We start from the raw sequence: 17,848 nt of genomic DNA on the forward strand, positions 1-17,848 counted from the left end.
ATTCAGTTCCTTTGCTGTTCGATAGGCAGTTGCTCGGAGGTGCGTCCGAACCGCCGTTCGCGTTTTTGGAACGAAGCGACGGCATCGTCCAAAGCCTTGCCGTCAAAATCGGGCCACAAAATATCGGTGAAATACAGTTCGGCATAAGCCATTTGCCAGAGCAGGAAATTGCTGATGCGCGTTTCGCCGCCGGTGCGGATGAACAAATCCGGTTCCGGTGCATCGCCCAGCATCAAGTGTTTGGCCAGCGTGTCTTCCGTAATCTCGGATACGCCTTCGGCAATCAGCTTGTTTGCCGCCTGCAAAATGTCCCAACGTCCGCCGTAATCGGCGGCAATGCTCAGGGTCAGACCGGTATTGTTTGCCGTCAAGGCTTCCGCCTCTTTGATGCCTTGCAGAATCTGCCGATTAAAGCGTTCGCGGCTGCCCAGTATTTTCAGGCGCATATTGTTTTCGTGCAGACGGCGTACCTGTTTTTGCAAAGCCTGTAAAAACAGCCCCATCAGGAACGAAACTTCGTCTTCGGGGCGGCGCCAGTTTTCGGTTGAAAAGGCAAACACGGTCAGATATTGCACACCCAGTTTGGCGCAATGCTTCACCATATTTTCCAATGCGTCCAAACCGCGTTTGTGTCCCATTATGCGCGGGAGGAAACGCTTTTTCGCCCAACGGCCGTTGCCGTCCATAATTACGGCGATATGCTTGGGAATGGCGGTGTGTTCTAAAACGGCCTGCGTGCTGCTTTTCATGTCTGCCTTTCGCGGTTCGGCGTTCAAATGCCGTCTGAACGCCGAACCGTGCAGGTTAAATTGCCATCAAATCTTCTTCTTTGGCAGTCAGGAGTTTGTCGGCTTCGGTAATGTATTTGTCGGTCAGTTTTTGAACCGCTTCTTCGCCGCGACGTGCCTCGTCTTCGGAAATTTCTTTGTCTTTGAGGAGTTTTTTGATGTGGTCGTTGGCATCGCGGCGCACGTTGCGGATAGAGACGCGGCCTTCTTCCGCTTCGCCGCGTACGACTTTAATCAGGTCTTTGCGGCGTTCCTCGGTCAGCATGGGCATCGGCACGCGAATCAGGTCGCCGACCGCTGCCGGGTTCAGTCCCAAGTTTGAATCGCGGATGGCTTTCTCGACTTTGGCCGCCATATTGCTTTCAAACGGTTTCACGCCGATGGTGCGCGCGTCCAGAAGCGTTACGTTGGCAACCTGGCTGACGGGGACCATGCTGCCCCAGTATTCGACTTCCACTTGGTCGAGCAGGCCGGTATGCGCGCGGCCGGTACGCACTTTCGCCAGATTTTCTTTCAGTACTTCGACCGAACGCTGCATCTTGCCTTCGGCTGTTTTTTGAATATCGTTGATCATATTGTTCTTTCGGTAAGATAAGGTAAGCGGGCAGCCGTCTGAAACGTGCTTCAAACCTTTCAGACGGCATGAAAACTGTTAACTGCGAATAGTACCGTTATTCGGGCATGACGACAAGGTAGGCGGATTGGGGATGCCGTCTGAAGCGGCAGGCGTTTCAGACGGCATCGTGTTTGACCGTCAACTGTGTTCCCGTGTTTCAAGCAGGCTTTGGCGCAGGTGTTGGCGTTCGTGGGCATCCAGCCATTTGCGGCGGGTGCGTTGCAGCAGGATGACGAGGGCGGAAATTTCCTGACGCATATTGGTGCTGAGCCAGAGGAAGCCCTGCCATTGGTAGTGGAGGTGTTCGGCGAGGGCTTCCAGTTCGGGGTTGATGGCGGTATCGATGCGGATACGGCGGGCGTGTCTGCCGTTGATGAGGGCGACGGTTTGTTGCAGGTCGGTTTGGAGCAGGGTGAAGTGGCGGTCGAGCAGCCGGATTTCGCTGCCGTTGAGTTTGGGAGATTGCAGCTTGGCGGCGGTGGTCAGGAGCAGCTCGGTGGTGTTGACGATTTTACGGTGGGCATGCTGCATGGCTTCCATCATAGCGGGGCTGATGCGGCTTTCGCCCGATGTGGCGGCGAGGTGGCTGCGGCTTTTGACCATGCGTGCGTTGATTTGGCGCATTTTCGCCATGTTCTCCTCGAGGCGTTCGCGCGTCATACGCCTGCCGTTGCTGATTTCGGCAATCATTTTGCTGCAGTCGGTCAGGTTGTCGGCAAGCATGAAACGCCACATCAGTGTGGATTTCAGCGGCAGCAGTTTGGCGGCGGCAATGGCGATGGCCGCGCCGATGAGGACGTTCATGGCGCGCATGAGGCCGCTGTCGAGCCATTCGCTGCCGTTGTCGCCGATGAGCATGCACATCGTCAGCCCCGCCAGCATAGGGACGTAACCGTTTTTGCCGACCGCCGCCCAACCGGCCAGTGCGCTTGCCGTGCCGACGGTAAGGTAGAAGAGGAGATTGTCGTGGAAATAATGCTGGTTCAGCCATAAGACGCCCAAACCCGCACCCAGTCCAATGACCGTGCCGAGCATACGTTCCACCGCCTTGGAGTAAATCGCGCCTTGGAACTGGAGCATGCCGAGGACGACGAAGACGGTCATGCCTATCCATTCGCCGTGTTGGAGATGGAGCAGCCGGGCGAGTGCGGTGGCGAACAGGACGGCCCCGCCGAGCCGCACGGCGTGGATGAGGCGGCGGTGGCGGTAGCGTTCGTAGGAGTTGAGCCAGCGGCTGACGAGGCGGTTGCGTTGCGAGGTGTTCATATCGGTTGCCGTCTGAAGCGGAAATGTGAAAAAGCACAGGCTTCCCGGGGTAGGGAGGGTCTGTGCTTGGTATTGGTGCCGGAGAAGGGAATCGAACCCCCGACCTTCGCGTTACGAATGCGCTGCTCTACCGACTGAGCTACACCGGCTTTTTTCGTTATGATATATATGAACGGTTGTTTGTGCAACTTTTCGGGCGGCTGCACGGGTTTTGCACGGTATAATGCGGTTTGCTTCGTGAGGAGGGTCGGCGATGTATGTGAACGAGAAATATCCCTATACGGCTCTGTTTGCGGGGCTGGTGTTTTTGACGCTGCCGTTTGCGTTGGCGGTGCATGATGCCTTTGCGCTTGCGTTCGGACGGGCGGGGCTGACGGTGTCGGTGTCGGACGGCGGATTCGGTTGGCGTGGCGGTTGGGACGGCGTGGTGTGGTTTGTGTATGGCGTGTTTGCGTTTTTGAATGTGGTTGTATCAGCGGGTCTGACGAAGCTGGCGTACAAAAAGATGATGCGGCGGCATTCGCGTTACGCGCTGTTTCTGTCGGGCGTGGCGGCTTGCGCGGCGGCGGCGGTGGCTTGGATTCTCGAGCTGTTGTTGGGCAGTGCCGCTTTGGGCGGGCTGCGCGGGGAGGCGGTGTCGGAATATGCGTTTGCCGTGTGGCTGGTGTCTATGCTGACGCTGCCCAAACGCCTGACGCGCGCGCCGGTGCAGCCGGTGGTGTTTCACAGGAAAAAATAGGTTGGAACGGGAATGCCGTCTGAAACCCGATACGCGGTTTCAGACGGTATGTTTTTCCGCTAACATTACGCCTGAATATGGACAGGAAGCATATATGGAACGTAAAGAACGCCTGCGTGCAGGCATTGCCGCGATGGGGCTGGATATTTCGGAAACGGCGCAGGACAGGCTTTTGGCCTATGTGGATTTGTTGAAAAAGTGGAACAAAACCTACAATCTGACCGCCCTGCGCGACGAGGAAAAAATGGTTGTCCATCATCTTTTGGACAGCCTGACGCTGCTGCCCCATATCGAAGGCGCACAGACGATGCTGGATGTCGGTTCGGGCGGCGGCCAGCCCGGCATTCCGGCGGCGGTGTGCCGTCCCGATTTGCAGATTACGCTGTTGGATGCGAATACGAAGAAAACGGCTTTTTTGCGGCAGGCGGTTATCGAGTTGGGATTGGACAATGTGCGCGTGGTATCCGGACGCGTGGAGGCGGTTTTGGACGTACGTGCCGACGTGATTACCAGCCGTGCGTTTGCAGAACTGGCGGATTTTGTGTCTTGGACGGGGCATCTGTTGAAAGACGGCGGATACTGGGCGGCGATGAAGGGCGTATATCCGCAGGAAGAAATCGGCCGCCTGCCGCAGGATGTGTGCGTCGAAAAAGTCCAAAGGCTCGATGTGCCGGGCTTGGATGCGGAACGCCATATCGTCATCCTGAGCAAGCGTTGAGCGCGCTTCAGACGGCATGAATACCTTTTTTGTGCGGATAAAGGTAAAATTCCGCACTGTTTTTCTTTTTTCAACATCAGACGGGACACGGGCGGGACATGAGTGCGAACATCCTTGCCATCGCCAATCAGAAGGGCGGTGTGGGCAAAACGACGACGACGGTAAATTTGGCGGCTTCGCTGGCATCGCGCGGCAAACGCGTGCTGGTGGTCGATTTGGATCCGCAGGGCAATGCGACGACGGGCAGCGGTATCGACAAGGCGAGTTTGCAGTCCGGCGTTTATCAGGTCTTATTGGGCGATGCGGACGTGAAATCGGCGGCGGTACGCAGCAAAGAGGGCGGATACGCTGTGTTGGGCGCGAACCGCGCGCTTGCCGGTGCGGAAATCGAGCTGGTGCAGGAAATCGCCCGGGAAGTACGTTTGAAAAACGCGCTCAAGGCAGTGGCGGAAGATTACGACTTTATCCTGATCGACTGTCCGCCTTCGCTGACGCTGTTGACACTTAACGGCTTGGTGGCGGCGGGCGGCGTGATTGTGCCAATGTTGTGCGAATATTACGCGCTGGAAGGGATTTCCGACCTGATTGCAACCGTCCGAAAAATCCGTCAGGCAATCAATCCCGATTTGGACATCACGGGCATCGTGCGCACGATGTACGACAGCCGCAGCAGGCTGGTTGCCGAAGTCAGCGAACAGTTGCGCAGCCATTTCGGGGATTTGCTGTTTGAAACCGTCATCCCGCGCAATATCCGCCTTGCGGAAGCACCGAGCCACGGTATGCCGGTGATGGCTTACGACGCGCAGGCAAAGGGTACCAAGGCGTATCTTGCCTTGGCGGACGAGCTGGCGGCGAGGGTGTCGGGGAAATAGGTCAATCCAAATCGGGCTGCACGTGCCTTTATGCTGTTTGGCCGGGTGCGTTAATATGGCGGATTAAAATAAAAATACTTATATCGTCATTTATAGTGGATTAACAAAAACCAGTACGGCGTTGCCTCGCCTTAGCTCAAAGAGAACGATTCTCTAAGGTGCTCAAGCACCAAGTGAATCGGTTCCGTACTATTTATACTGTCTGCGGCTTCGTTGCCTTGTCCTGATTTTTGTTAATCCACTATATCGTCATTCCCGCAAAAACAAAAAAAATCAAAAACAGAAAACTGAAATATCGTCATTCCCGCGCAGGCGGGAATCTAGGTCTGTCGGTACGGAAACTTATCGGGAAAACGGTTTCTTTAGATTTTACGTTCCGGATTCCCGCTTTCGCGGGAATGACGGGATTAAAGTTTCAAAATTTATTCTAAATAACTGAAACTCAACGAACTAGATTCCCGCTTTTGCGGGAATGACGGTTTGGAAGTTACCTGAAATTCAAAAAAAAAAAAACGGAAACCGGACGGATTGGATTCCCGTCTGCTTGGGAATGATGGCTTTTAGGTTTCTTTTTTGATTTTCTGTTTTTCGCGGGAATGACGGTTGGGAAGTTTCCCGAAACTTAAAAACAACTGAAACCCAAAAAACTATAGTGGATTAACAAAAACCAGTACAGCGTTGCCTCGCCTCAGCTCAAAGAGAACGATTCTCTAAGGTGCTGAAGCACCAAGTGAATCGGTTCCGTACTGTTTGTACTGTCTGCGGCTTCGTCGCCTTGTCCTGATTTTTGTTAATCCACTATAAATTACCGCCTGCGCGGGAATGACGGTTTGGGTTCTTTCTCTTTGAAGTTGCGATGCTGGAAATGCCGTCTGAAGTTCAGACGGCATTTTTGTGCCGGTTTAAAACAGCGTCTGCTGCGCGAGCAGGTTTCTGACGGGGGCGAAGTCGCGGCGGTGTTCGGGCAGCACGCCGTATTGTTTGAGGGCTTCCAAATGCTGCTTCGTGCCGTAACCTTTGTGTTTGTCGAAACCGTATTGGGGATGGCGTTGCGCCAGTGCGTACATTTCTGCATCGCGGGCGGTCTTTGCCAAAACGGATGCGGCGGAGATTTCGATGATTTTGCTGTCGCCTTTGACGACGGCTTCGGCAGGGATGCCTAAATGTTCTGGAATGCGGTTGCCGTCGATGAATATTTTTTCGGGATGCACAGCCAAGCCGTCAACGGCGCGTTTCATCGCGAGCATGGTGGCGTGCAGGATGTTGAGGCTGGCGATTTCTTCGGGCGAGGCGGCGGCGACGTGCCACGCGGCCGCCTGTTCTTTAATCATTTTGGCAAGTGCGTCGCGTTTTTTCTCGCTGAGTTTTTTGGAGTCGGTCAGTCCGGGCAGGTCGAATGTTTCCGGAAGGATGACGGCGGCGGCAAACACGCTGCCGACTAAAGGCCCGCGTCCTGCCTCGTCCACGCCGGCGGTCAGTATGTGCATGATGTTTCCTGTCGGGATGGTGGGAATGCCGTCTGAAAAGGGTTTCAGACGGCATCGCACCGATGTGTTTATTTCGCGTCTTTAAACCCGCGCTTCAAATGCACCATCAGCAGTGCCACTGCCGCAGGCGTTACGCCGGAAATGCGGCTTGCCTGCCCGACGGTTTCGGGTTTGTGCTGGTTGAGCTTTTGCTGCACTTCTGCCGACAAGCCTTTGACTTTGCCGTAATCGATGCCGTCGGGCAGTTTTAAGGTTTCGATGTCGCGGCGGCTGCCGATTTCTTCGTTTTGGCGGTCGATATAGCCTTGGTATTTGACTTGGATTTCGACTTGTTCGACCACTTCGGCGGAGAGGTTTTCAGACGGCATCGCGCCTTCGAGCGTCATCAGCACGGCGTAGTCAAGGTTGGGGCGGCGCAGTAGGTCGTGCAGGTTGGCTTCGCGGCTGAGTTTTTGGCCGAATACGCGCAGCTGCTCTTCTTCGGCGAGTTTTTGCGGCGTGTACCACGTTGTTTTCAAGCGTTGGATTTCGCGTTCGATGGCTTCGCGTTTTTCGTTGAACATGCGCCATTGCGCTTCGGACACCAAGCCGATTTTGTAGCCGTCTTCGGTCAGGCGCATGTCGGCGTTGTCTTCCCTGAGTTGCAGGCGGTATTCGGCGCGGCTGGTGAACATCCGGTAAGGCTCGTTCACGCCTTTGGTGATGAGGTCGTCCACCAATACGCCGAGGTAGGCTTGTTCGCGGCGCAGCAGGAGCGGGTCTTGTCCGCGGACGTATTGCACGGCGTTCGCGCCTGCCAATAAACCTTGCGCGGCGGCTTCTTCGTAGCCGGTCGTGCCGTTGATTTGCCCGGCGAAAAACAGTCCCTCAATGGTTTTGGTTTCGAGGCTGGCTTTGAGGTTGCGCGGATCGAAGTAGTCGTATTCGATGGCGTAACCGGGGCGCAGGATATGGGCGTTTTCCAAACCTTTCATACTGCGGACGAGCGCGATTTGAATGTCGAACGGCAGGCTGGTGGAGATACCGTTTGGATAGTATTCGTGCGTGGTCAGGCCTTCGGGTTCGAGGAAAATCTGGTGGCTGTCTTTATCGGCGAAGCGGTTGATTTTGTCTTCGATAGACGGACAATAACGCGGGCCCACGCCTTCGATTTTGCCGGTAAACATCGGGCTGCGGTCGAAGCCCGAACGGATGATGTCGTGGGTTTTCAAATTGGTATGCGTAATCCAGCAGGACACTTGGCGCGGGTGCATATCGGCGTTGCCGCGCACGGACATGATGGGAACGGGCGTGTCGCCGGGCTGTTCGGTGAGTTGGGAGAAGTCAATCGTGCGTCCGTCAATACGCGGCGGCGTGCCGGTTTTCAGACGGCCTTGCGGCAGCTTCAATTCGCGCAAACGTCCGCCCAGCGATTTGGCGGCAGGATCACCGGCGCGGCCGCCTTCGTAGTTTTCCAAACCGATGTGGATTTTGCCGGACAAAAACGTGCCGGCGGTCAGCACCACGGCGCGTGCTTTAAATTCCACGCCCATCGCGGTAACCACGCCGCTGATGCGTTCGCCGTCGAGTGTTACGTCTTCGACGGCCTGTTGGAAAAGCTCCAGATTTTCTTGGTTTTCCAGCATTTCGCGGATGGCGGCTTTATATAGGATACGGTCTGCCTGCGCACGCGTGGCTCGTACTGCCGCGCCTTTGCTGGCGTTCAAGCGGCGGAACTGGATGCCTGATTTGTCGGTCGCCAACGCCATTGCGCCGCCGAGCGCGTCGAGTTCGCGCACAAGATGGCCTTTGCCGATGCCGCCGATGGAGGGGTTGCACGACATTTGTCCGAGCGTTTCGATATTGTGTGTGAGCAAAAGCGTCTGTGCGCCCATACGGGCGGCGGCAAGCGCGGCTTCCGTGCCTGCGTGTCCGCCGCCGACGACAATCACGTCGTAGGTTTTGGGGTAAATCATGTGGGTCATGTGTGTATTGCCTATCGGTTTTTCAGACGGCATTCCAAGCAGGATGCCGTCTGAAAAACGAAATGGATTCAAAAGTAAAGGGTTGGGATTGTACGCTTGTTCGCCCTGTTTTTATAGTGGATTAAATTTAAACCAGTACAGCGTTGCCTCGCCTTGCCGTACTATTTTTGTACTGTCTGCGGCTTCGTCGCCTTGTCCTGATTTAAATTTAATCTACTATACAGTGCGCGGAAAGGGAAAAGCCGCTTCGCGGGGAAGCGGCTCCGGTAAGGGCGGGATTTACCAAACGTCGGATTTGATGCGGCGTTTCAGGCCCGGATGTTCGGAAAGTTTGAACTCGGGGTCTTTGCCCATTTTCAGCTTGGCGGTGTAATCGCGCAGCAGCATAAACGCCAGTGGCGAGAGCAGCAGGATGGCGACAAGGTTGATCCACGCCATAATGCCCATCGCCATATCCGCCATATCCCAGACCAAAGGCACATTGGCAACCGCGCCGAAATAGACCCACGCCAAAACCAGCATACGGAAAACGGCGGTAATCAGCCAATGGCTTTTGATGAATTGGACGTTGGACTCGGCATAGGCATAGTTGCCGATAACGGTGGAAAAGGCAAACATAAACAGGATGACGGCGAGGAAGCCCGCGCCCCATTGCCCCACTTGGCTGACAATCGCCGCCTGCGTCAGCGCCGCACCGCTCAAATCGCCATAAGGCTGTTGGTAAATCAAGATGATGAAGGCGGTGCAAGAGCAAACGATGATGGTATCGACAAACACGCCCAGCATTTGAATCATACCTTGCGAAACAGGGTGTTTCACTTCGGCGGCGGCGGCGGCGTTCGGCGCGGAACCCATACCCGCCTCGTTGGAATACAGGCCGCGTTTGATGCCCATCATCATCGTTTGCGAAATCAGACCGCCGAGGAAGCCGCCTGCTGCCGCGTCGAATTTGAACGCGCCCGAAAAAATCTGACCGAACACGTCCGGAATCATCGGAATATTGGTCAAAATGATGAAAAGCGCGATAAAGAGGTACAAAACCGCCATCAGGGGCACGACGATTTCCGCCGCTTTAGATACGCGCCTGATGCCGCCGAAGATAATCGGCGCGGTTAAAATCACCAGGGCGACGCCGACATAATGAGGCTCCCAGCCCCACGCCGCTTTGACGGTATCGGCGATGGTATTGGTCTGAACCGCTTCAAACACAAAGCCGAAACAGAAAATCAGACTCAGGGCGAACAACACGCCCAGCCATTTCTGCCCCAGCCCTTGAGTGATGTAGTAGGCGGGGCCGCCCCGGAAATGGTGGTTGTCGTAGTCGCGGACTTTAAAGAGCTGCGCCAGCGAAGATTCGACAAACGCCGAACTCATACCGATTAAGGCGGTTACCCACATCCAAAACACCGCGCCCGGCCCGCCGACTTTGATGGCGATTGCCACGCCCGCGATATTGCCCACGCCCACGCGGCTGGCAAGGCCGGTTACAAATGCCTGAAACGGCGTGATGCCGTGAGGGTCGTCCCCCTGTTTGCGGCCGCCGAGCATTTCTTTGATGCTGCGCCCGAACAGGCGGAATTGGACAAAGCCCGTGGTTACGGTGAAGAAAAGCCCCGTACCCAAAAGCATATAAACCAAGTACGACCACATCGGATCGTTGATGGCGCCGACCCAGCCGTGCAGCCATTCGGTAAAGTTCTCGTTCATATCGCTTCCTTAAAGTTGAAACCCGCACATATGGCGGTATGTAAGCAGGGTTTAAATTTTGTAAACTTCTATTCTAGCAGATTGTCAACAAAATCAGAAAAATTTACATCGCTGCGCGGCTGTGGCGTTAGAATCGCATTTTGTTTGGAGCAAACACGATGAAACAGCCTGTTTTTGCCGTTACTTCCGGCGAGCCTGCCGGCATCGGCCCCGATATTTGTTTGGACTTGGCATTTGCACGCCTGCCCTGCCGCTGCGCGGTATTGGGCGACAAAAACCTGTTGCGCGCGCGCGCCGAAGCCTTGGGCAAAAGCGTCGTCTTGCGCGACTTCAATCCGGAATCAGGCGGTGCGGCATACGGCGAGCTGGAAGTGCTGCACATTCCGACCGCCAAAGCGGTTGAGGCCGGGCGGCTCAATCCCGCCAACGCCGCCTATGTGCTGCAACTTCTAGACACCGCGTTCGCAGGCATTTCAGACGGCATTTTCGACGGCATCGTTACCGCGCCGCTGCACAAAGGCATCATCAACGACGCGCGCGCAAGCACAGGTTTTTTCAGCGGACACACCGAATATCTGGCGGAAAAAAGCGGCACGGGGCAGGTCGTGATGATGCTTGCCGGCAAAGGCCTGCGCGTCGCCCTCGTAACGACCCACCTGCCGCTGAAAGACGTTGCCGCCGCCATCACGCAACCGTTGATTGAAAGCGTCGCACGCATTCTGCATCACGACTTAAAACACAAATTCGGCATCAAAAATCCCAAAATCCTAGTCGCCGGACTCAACCCCCACGCCGGCGAAGGCGGACACCTCGGACACGAAGAAACCGACACCATTATCCCCGCGCTCGAAAACCTGCGCGGCGAAGGGATAAACCTCGCCGGCCCGTATCCGGCAGATACGCTGTTCCAACCGTTTATGCTCGAAGGCGCGGATGCCGTATTGGCGATGTACCACGACCAAGGGCTGCCCGTGTTGAAATACCACAGCTTCGGACAGGGCGTGAACATCACGCTGGGGCTGCCCTTTATCCGCACCTCCGTCGATCACGGCACCGCGCTCGATTTGGCGGCAACCGGCAGGGCAGATTCCGGCAGCCTGATAACTGCCGTGGAGACCGCCGTCGAGATGGCGCGCGGCAGCCTTTAAAGATGATAAAAGACCCGTCATTCCCGCGCAGGCGGCATCGTCCACCCGCCGCCGTCATTCCCGCGTAGGCGGGAATCCAGACCTTGGGATAGCGGCAATATTCAAAGATTATCTGAAAGTTTGAGGTTCTAGATTCCCGTTTTCACGGGAATGACGGAATGTTGCGGGAATCCGGACCTTCGGGCGGCGGCAATATTCAAAGGTTATCCGAAAGTTTAGAGGTTCTAGATTCCCGTTTTCACGGGAATGGCGAAAGGTGGTGGGAATCCAGACCTTCGGGCGGCGGCAATATTTAAAGATGATAAAAGCCCCGTCATTCGCGTATGCCGTAAAAAAAGCCGTCTGAAATTGTTTCAGACGGTATTGCAGGTATCCGAACCCATGTAAAAAAGAGGTTCTGCGAAACAGAACCTCTTTTTGCCGCCGTCGGTTCAGCCTTGCCGGGTTTCGACTTGGATCATTTCTTCGGCAGGGACGGTTGCGGCTTCTTCCGGCTTGGGCTGTTCGGAACGGCGCAAACCTCGTTCGGTTTGAACTTCGGGTTGTGCCGCCCATGCCTTCAATGCGACAGGGTCGGTTTCAATCAGGACGAGTCCGCCGGTTTGTGCGGTTTCCCGTGCCTGTTCCGCCGCAGCCGTAAAGGTTGCGGTTTCAGACGGCATTTCCTGTGCTTCGGCTTTCGGTGCTACGCCTTCGGGAAGGATGGCGGCAACCGCCTGACGGATTTTTTCCGCCGCATCATAAACCAGTGCGTCGTTGTTTGAAACGGTGGGAGATGCTGTCGGAACGTCCCTTTCTGCAACCGGTTCGGCAATGCTGACGGTAATCGGAGCATTTGCATCGTTTTCCCCGAAAACATGGGCGACAGCGGAACGGACTTTGTCGGCGGTGTCGTGAATATTCAGGTACTGCTCGATTTTGGCGGCAGACGGAATATTGCGTTTTTTGCCGTTTTGACGGCGGTCGCGCTGATTGTTGCGCTCGCGGCGTTCTTTGGCGTCTCGGCTGTCGCGTTCGCGGCGGTTGCGTTCGGATTTGGGCTTGCTGCCTTTGTCTTCTGCGGTATGCGGTTCGGATGGCGTGTTTTCCGCTGTCTGAACGGCTGTTTCGGCAACGGCGGCGGTTTCCGGCGCGGTTTGGCTGCGTTCGTTACGGCTGCCGTTGCGGCGGCGTTTGCCGGTTTGCACTTCGGTTTCGGACGGTGCGGCATCTGCAACGGTTGCGGCAGGCTGTACGTTGCGGCCTTGAATTTCCGCTTCGTTGGCACGTTCGGCGGCATGGTCGCCGCGTTCGCTGCGGCGGCGGTTGCCGTTGTTGCGCGTTTCGGCTTTGTCGGCACGCGCTTCCTGTCCGGCAGTTTTGCCTGCCACTTCGCGGACTTCTACTTTGCTGCCTTCGCGTTTGCTGCGGCGCGGGTTTTGGCGGCGGTTGTTGGCGCGGCTGCCGCTGCGGTTTGCCGTGCTGCGTTTTTCGGAGGTTTCGGCAGCGGGTGCGGCTTGGGTTTCGCTGCCGCCGAAAATGCGTTTGAGCCATGCTTTGAAGCTGTCCCACCAGGAGGTTTTTTTCCTGGGGGTGGCAGTCGGGGCGGGGCTGGTGTGGCGCACGCCTTTGACGGCGGGTTCGGGACGGGCGGCTTTGGCTTTTTCGCCGCCGAACGGTTTGGCGGATTCGTCTTCTTCAGGCTCGGCAACGCGCTTGTAGCTCGGTTCGCCGTCTTCTTCTACGTCGTCGGTGCGGATGCGGTTGATTTCGTAGTGCGGATTTTCGAGGTGGATGTTCGGAATCAGGACGACGTTCACATCCAAACGCTCTTCCATCGCAAACAGCTCGGCGCGTTTTTCGTTCAGCAGGAAGGTGGCGACATCGACGGGCACTTGGGCGTGTACTTCGCCGGTGTTGTCTTTCATTGCTTCTTCTTGAATGATGCGCAAAACGTGCAGGGCGGTCGATTCGATACCGCGGATGACACCGGTACCGGCACAGCGCGGACACGCAACATGGCTGCTTTCGCCCAAAGCCGGTTTCAAACGTTGGCGGCTCAATTCCAAAAGGCCGAAACGCGAAAGTTTGCCCATTTGCACGCGGGCGCGGTCTTTTTTGAGCGCATCGCGCAGGACGTTTTCAACATCGCGCTGATGTTTCGGATTTTCCATGTCGATGAAGTCGATGACGACCAAACCACCCAAGTCGCGCAGGCGCATTTGACGGGCAACCTCTTCGGCGGCTTCCATATTGGTTTTGAACGCGGTGTCTTCAATGTCAGAGCCGCGTGTGGCGCGGGCAGAGTTGACGTCGATGGAAACCAGGGCTTCGGTGTGGTCGATCACAATCGCGCCGCCGGAAGGCAGACTGACGCTGCGTGAGAACGCGCTTTCAATTTGGTGTTCGATTTGGAAACGGGAGAACAGCGGCGTGTGGTCTTGATAGAGTTTCAGACGGCCTACATTGCTCGGCATGACGTAGCTCATGAACTCGGCAACTTGGTCGTAAACTTCTTGATTGTCCACCAAAATCTCACCGATATCGGGACGGAAATAGTCTCGAATCGCACGGATCAGCAGTGAGCTTTCCATAAAGAGCAGGTAAGGGTCATGGTGTGCTTTGCCTGCTTCTTCAATGGCTTGCCAGAGTTGTTTGAGGTAGTTCAAGTCCCATTCCAACTCTTCCGCACTGCGGCCGATGCCTGCGGTGCGGGCGATGATGCTCATGCCGTTCGGAATGTCGAGTTCCGCCATGGCGGCTTTCAACTCTTGACGCTCTTCGCCTTCGATACGGCGGGATACGCCGCCGCCGCGCGGGTTGTTCGGCATCAATACCAGATAGCGTCCGGCGAGGCTGATGAAGGTGGTCAGCGCCGCGCCTTTGTTGCCGCGCTCGTCTTTTTCGACTTGGACGATGACTTCCATACCTTCTTTGAGCACGTCTTGGATGCGCGCGCGCCCGCCTTCGTAGCCGAGGAAATACGAACGCGATACTTCTTTAAACGGCAAAAAGCCGTGGCGGTCGGTTCCGTAATCGACGAAACACGCTTCCAGCGACGGCTCGATGCGGGTAATGATGCCTTTGTAGATATTGCCTTTGCGCTGTTCTTTGCCCAGCGTTTCGATGTCCAAATCCAGCAGGTTTTGTCCGTCGACGATGGCAACGCGCAGCTCTTCGGCCTGCGTTGCGTTAAATAACATTCTTTTCATGATCACCTCGTGGACGGGCGGCATTCGGGCGCGCCGGTCCGGTTCGGCATTCCGTAAGGCTGGGTTTTCCGATGTCTTCGGATAAAACCGGTAATCAGTTTTTGAGTTGAAAATCCGCAGGGATGCACGTTCCGGAGAACCGTGTGCGGAAGGGTCGGATAAAGAAGGCTATAAAGATCGATGCGGCGGTCTGTCTGCCGCGTTCCGAACGCTGCGGTCGGAAAAGTGGGTGCCGGCTTCTTCTTGTTATCGTTATGCCTGTGTTTTCGGGCGGTTTGCGTTTGGGGCTTGGACCCGGCTGCCGTCTTACTTCCGCGCCGAAACGGCAAAATCAATTCAAACTTGACTACGTTCTGCGCCTGCCGGCTGGGAACAGGCGCAGGGAAAATGCTTTGCGGAGTGCGTTTTTAATATAAAATTCCGTTTTAAAGTAAACCGTTTCAGGGGCGCGGCGGGCGCGCTTTCTGCTGAAACGGACGTTCGGATTATAGATGAAAACGCACGAAATAAGCAAAGATTCGGTCAGCTTGATAGGGGTTGCCGAACATGAGGCGGGTCAACGCCTTGATAACTATCTGATAAAAATCCTCAAGGGTGTTCCCAAGAGCCATATCCACCGCATTATCCGCGCCGGCGAGGTACGGTTGAACAAGAAACGCTGCAAACCCGACAGCCGTATTGCGGAAGGGGATATGGTACGGATTCCGCCTGTGCGCGTGGCGGAGAAGGAAATGCCGTCTGAAAGGCGTGCCGTCGTACCGGCGCGTGCGTTTGAGGCGGTGTATGAGGACGACGCGCTGCTGGTGGTCAATAAGCCTTCCGGCGTGGCGGTACACGGCGGCAGCGGCGTGAGTTTCGGCGTTATCGAACAGTTGCGCCGCGCCCGTCCGGAGGCGAAGTATTTGGAGTTGGTTCACCGTTTGGACAAGGATACGAGCGGCTTGTTGATGGTGGCGAAGAAACGCAGCGCGCTCGTCAAACTTCACGAAGCCATCCGTAACGACCACCCCAAAAAAATCTACCTTGCGCTGGGGGTGGGCAAACTGCCGGACGACAATTTCCACGTCAGGCTGCCCCTGTTCAAATATACGGGCGCACAAGGCGAAAAGATGGTGCGCGTCAGCGAGGACGGGCAGGCTGCGCATACGGTGTTCCGTGTGTTAAGCCGTTTTTCAGACGGCATTTTGCACGGTGTCGGGCTGTCGCACCTGACTTTGGTGCGGGCGACGCTGAAAACGGGGCGCACGCACCAAATCCGCGTGCACCTGCAATCTCAAGGCTGTCCGATTGCGGGCGACGAACGCTACGGCGATTATCAGGCGAATCGGCGTTTGCAGAAGTTGGGTTTGAAGCGGATGTTTTTGCACGCGTCCGAGCTGCACCTGAACCATCCGCTCACTGGTGAGCCGCTGGTGTTGAAGGCGGAGCTGCCGCCGGACTTGGCGCAGTTTGCGGCGATGTTGGAAAACGGGACGAAAATGTGAACCCCGATGCCGTCTGAAGCCTTCAGACGGCATCGGGACGTGAAAGTGTGGGGACGAATATGGCTGATAAAAAAAGCCCTTTGATTGCCGTCAGTGTCGGCGAAGCGTCGGGCGACCTGTTGGGGGCGCACCTGATACGCGCCATCCGAAAGCGTTGCCCGCAGGCGCGGTTTACCGGCATCGGCGGGGAACTGATGAAGGCGGAAGGTTTCGAGAGCCTTTATGATCAGGAGCGGCTGGCGGTGCGCGGCTTTGTCGAGGTGGTCAGGCGGCTGCCGGAAATTTTACGGATACGCAGGGGGCTGGTACGGGATTTGCTGTCGTTGAAACCTGATGTCTTTGTCGGTATCGATGCGCCCGATTTTAATCTGGGTGTGGCGGAGCGGCTCAAACGGGCGGGCATTCCGACCGTGCATTATGTCAGTCCGTCGGTGTGGGCGTGGCGGCGCGAACGCGTGGGCAAAATCGTGCATCAGGTCAACCGCGTGCTGTGCCTGTTCCCGATGGAGCCGCAGCTTTATCTCGATGCGGGCGGACGTGCGGAGTTTGTCGGTCATCCGATGGCGCAGCTTATGCCCTTGGAAGACGACCGTGAAACGGCGCGGAAAACTTTGGGCGTGGATGCCGGCATCCCCGTATTTGCCCTGCTGCCCGGCAGCCGCGTCAGCGAAATCGACTATATGGCGCCGGTGTTTTTTCAGACGGCATTATTGTTGTTGAAACGCTATCCTGCCGCCCGCTTCCTGCTGCCTGCCGCAACTGAGGCGACGAAGCGGCGTTTGGCGGAAGTTTTGCAGCGGCCGGAGTTTGCCGGCCTGCCGCTGACGGTAACCGACAGACAGTCTGAAACGGTGTGCAGGGCGGCGGATGCGGTGCTGGTAACGAGCGGTACGGCAACTTTGGAGGTGGCGCTGTGCAAGCGTCCGATGGTCATCAGCTACAAGATTTCGCCGCTGACTTATGCTTATGTGAAACGCAAAATCAAAGTGCCGCATGTCGGCCTGCCGAATATCCTGTTGGGTAAGGAGGCTGTGCCGGAGCTGCTTCAACATGATGCCGTACCGGAAAAACTGGCGGCGGCGTTGGCGGACTGGTATGAACACCCCGATAAGGTTGCCGCGCTGCAACAGGATTTCAGGGTGTTGCACCTGCTGTTGAAAAAAGATACGGCGGATTTGGCTGCGCGCGCGGTTTTGGAAGAGGCGGGATGTTGAGCGGTTAATGGATTATCTTCCCGAAGCAGCACGTATTACAAAAAAAGGGGGAGAAATTGTGATTAATGGCACATCAAACAATAAGTATTTAAGAGAAATTCCAAATGAAGCAGAACTGGTCCGAATGGGCTTAAGGTTAAAATATAATGGGCCGTTAACTGATTAATTTTGTTATATATGATTATATTTTATACTAATACGCTTACTTACCTTGTTTCATTTGTTCTTCGTAAATTTCTATTTTAGGCAATTGTGTCAATTCAATAGGGCAAGTTGCTCCCCACCAAAAATGTTCTACATAAAACCAAGGATTATCTGGGAAATATAGCAACATCTCTTCCATATCCGGCCAAATTCTTCTTAATTCATCTACCTGTGTTTTTGGCGAACCAGTTAATATTTTTGGAGGATTTTCACGATAATCACATAATTCAATAACACCATCTGATAAAAGTTCGTCCAAAAAATCAAAAAATCTAATTTTTAAATTTGGATCTTTGATATCCATATTTAAATAATTTTTATAAACACCAAAAATACCACCTAAATATTCACAATATTCTAAAAGATTATATTTTATCTTCACATTCATAACGTAACCTTTATCTAAATTTTAATTCTAATCTTTGCCCACGTACTGAATCAGGTTGATTC

General features: G+C 55.3%; 15 protein-coding genes and 1 tRNA gene. 7 read left to right on the top strand and 9 right to left on the bottom strand.

Going from position 1 to position 17,848, the window contains the following annotated elements; translation table 11 throughout:
- Positions 1-2 precede the first annotated feature (2 nt).
- From uppS to Q9J32_RS05800, 4 genes are all read right to left on the bottom strand, one after another.
- A complete protein-coding gene (uppS, locus tag Q9J32_RS05785) occupies positions 3-749 on the bottom strand; it encodes an undecaprenyl pyrophosphate synthase (RefSeq protein WP_301883538.1) in 747 nt (248 codons plus the stop codon).
- A 55-nt stretch (positions 750-804) separates the two neighbouring features.
- Positions 805-1,362, bottom strand: coding sequence for a ribosome recycling factor (gene frr, locus Q9J32_RS05790; protein WP_002244379.1), 558 nt, complete (start codon positions 1,360-1,362; stop codon positions 805-807).
- Between the two features lie 180 nt (positions 1,363-1,542).
- Complete coding sequence (locus tag Q9J32_RS05795) at positions 1,543-2,670, bottom strand: FUSC family protein (RefSeq protein WP_249182713.1); 1,128 nt, start codon at positions 2,668-2,670, stop codon at positions 1,543-1,545.
- 73 nt (positions 2,671-2,743) lie between these two features.
- A tRNA-Thr gene (locus Q9J32_RS05800) sits at positions 2,744-2,819 on the bottom strand.
- A 104-nt stretch (positions 2,820-2,923) separates the two neighbouring features.
- Here Q9J32_RS05800 and Q9J32_RS05805 point away from each other — a divergent pair.
- The 3 genes from Q9J32_RS05805 (at position 2,924) to Q9J32_RS05815 (ending at position 4,999) form a co-directional block, all read left to right on the top strand.
- Positions 2,924-3,409, top strand: coding sequence for a hypothetical protein (locus Q9J32_RS05805; protein WP_107819945.1), 486 nt, complete (start codon positions 2,924-2,926; stop codon positions 3,407-3,409).
- Positions 3,410-3,503: 94 nt separating this feature from the next.
- A complete protein-coding gene (rsmG, locus tag Q9J32_RS05810; RefSeq protein ID WP_107819944.1) occupies positions 3,504-4,127 on the top strand; it encodes a 16S rRNA (guanine(527)-N(7))-methyltransferase RsmG in 624 nt (207 codons plus the stop codon).
- A gap of 98 nt (positions 4,128-4,225) precedes the next feature.
- Positions 4,226-4,999 (top strand): ParA family protein, encoded by a 774-nt coding sequence (locus Q9J32_RS05815; protein ID WP_107819943.1) that lies wholly within the window; start codon positions 4,226-4,228, stop codon positions 4,997-4,999.
- 902 nt (positions 5,000-5,901) lie between these two features.
- On the opposite strand, the gene rnhB is transcribed toward Q9J32_RS05815, so the two are convergent.
- The 3 genes from rnhB to Q9J32_RS05835 form a co-directional block, all read right to left on the bottom strand.
- Entirely contained in the window at positions 5,902-6,486 is a 585-nt protein-coding gene (gene rnhB / locus Q9J32_RS05820) for a ribonuclease HII (protein ID WP_118811903.1), read from the bottom strand.
- A gap of 68 nt (positions 6,487-6,554) precedes the next feature.
- On the bottom strand, positions 6,555-8,450 hold the full coding sequence (gene mnmG, locus Q9J32_RS05825) for a tRNA uridine-5-carboxymethylaminomethyl(34) synthesis enzyme MnmG (RefSeq protein ID WP_301883584.1): 1,896 nt from the start codon (positions 8,448-8,450) through the stop codon (positions 6,555-6,557).
- 279 nt (positions 8,451-8,729) lie between these two features.
- A complete protein-coding gene (locus Q9J32_RS05835; protein ID WP_003713203.1) occupies positions 8,730-10,157 on the bottom strand; it encodes an alanine/glycine:cation symporter family protein in 1,428 nt (475 codons plus the stop codon).
- A gap of 158 nt (positions 10,158-10,315) precedes the next feature.
- Between Q9J32_RS05835 and pdxA the strand changes: the two genes are divergently transcribed.
- A complete protein-coding gene (gene pdxA / locus Q9J32_RS05840; protein ID WP_301883435.1) occupies positions 10,316-11,305 on the top strand; it encodes a 4-hydroxythreonine-4-phosphate dehydrogenase PdxA in 990 nt (329 codons plus the stop codon).
- A 431-nt stretch (positions 11,306-11,736) separates the two neighbouring features.
- On the opposite strand, the gene Q9J32_RS05845 is transcribed toward pdxA, so the two are convergent.
- The gene (locus tag Q9J32_RS05845; RefSeq protein ID WP_301883432.1) at positions 11,737-14,496 is read right to left on the bottom strand and encodes an Rne/Rng family ribonuclease; all 2,760 of its coding nucleotides are present in this window, start codon (positions 14,494-14,496) and stop codon (positions 11,737-11,739) included.
- Positions 14,497-14,987: 491 nt separating this feature from the next.
- On the opposite strand from Q9J32_RS05845, the gene Q9J32_RS05850 reads away from it, so the two are divergent.
- From Q9J32_RS05850 to Q9J32_RS05860, 3 genes are read left to right on the top strand one after another with little or no spacing between them, the layout of a single operon-like run.
- On the top strand, positions 14,988-15,980 hold the full coding sequence (locus Q9J32_RS05850) for an RluA family pseudouridine synthase (RefSeq protein ID WP_301883429.1): 993 nt from the start codon (positions 14,988-14,990) through the stop codon (positions 15,978-15,980).
- A 59-nt stretch (positions 15,981-16,039) separates the two neighbouring features.
- Positions 16,040-17,194: a lipid-A-disaccharide synthase gene (lpxB, locus tag Q9J32_RS05855; protein ID WP_301883427.1), complete on the top strand. Its 1,155-nt coding sequence runs from the start codon at positions 16,040-16,042 to the stop codon at positions 17,192-17,194.
- Between the two features lie 7 nt (positions 17,195-17,201).
- Complete coding sequence (locus Q9J32_RS05860) at positions 17,202-17,360, top strand: hypothetical protein (RefSeq protein WP_301883425.1); 159 nt, start codon at positions 17,202-17,204, stop codon at positions 17,358-17,360.
- A gap of 36 nt (positions 17,361-17,396) precedes the next feature.
- On the opposite strand, the gene Q9J32_RS05865 is transcribed toward Q9J32_RS05860, so the two are convergent.
- Positions 17,397-17,786 (bottom strand): DUF596 domain-containing protein, encoded by a 390-nt coding sequence (locus Q9J32_RS05865; RefSeq protein WP_301883422.1) that lies wholly within the window; start codon positions 17,784-17,786, stop codon positions 17,397-17,399.
- Positions 17,787-17,848: the final 62 nt, after the last annotated feature.

This window comes from Neisseria uirgultaei, assembly GCF_962719845.1.
Classification (GTDB): Bacteria; Pseudomonadota; Gammaproteobacteria; order Burkholderiales; family Neisseriaceae; genus Neisseria; species Neisseria bergeri.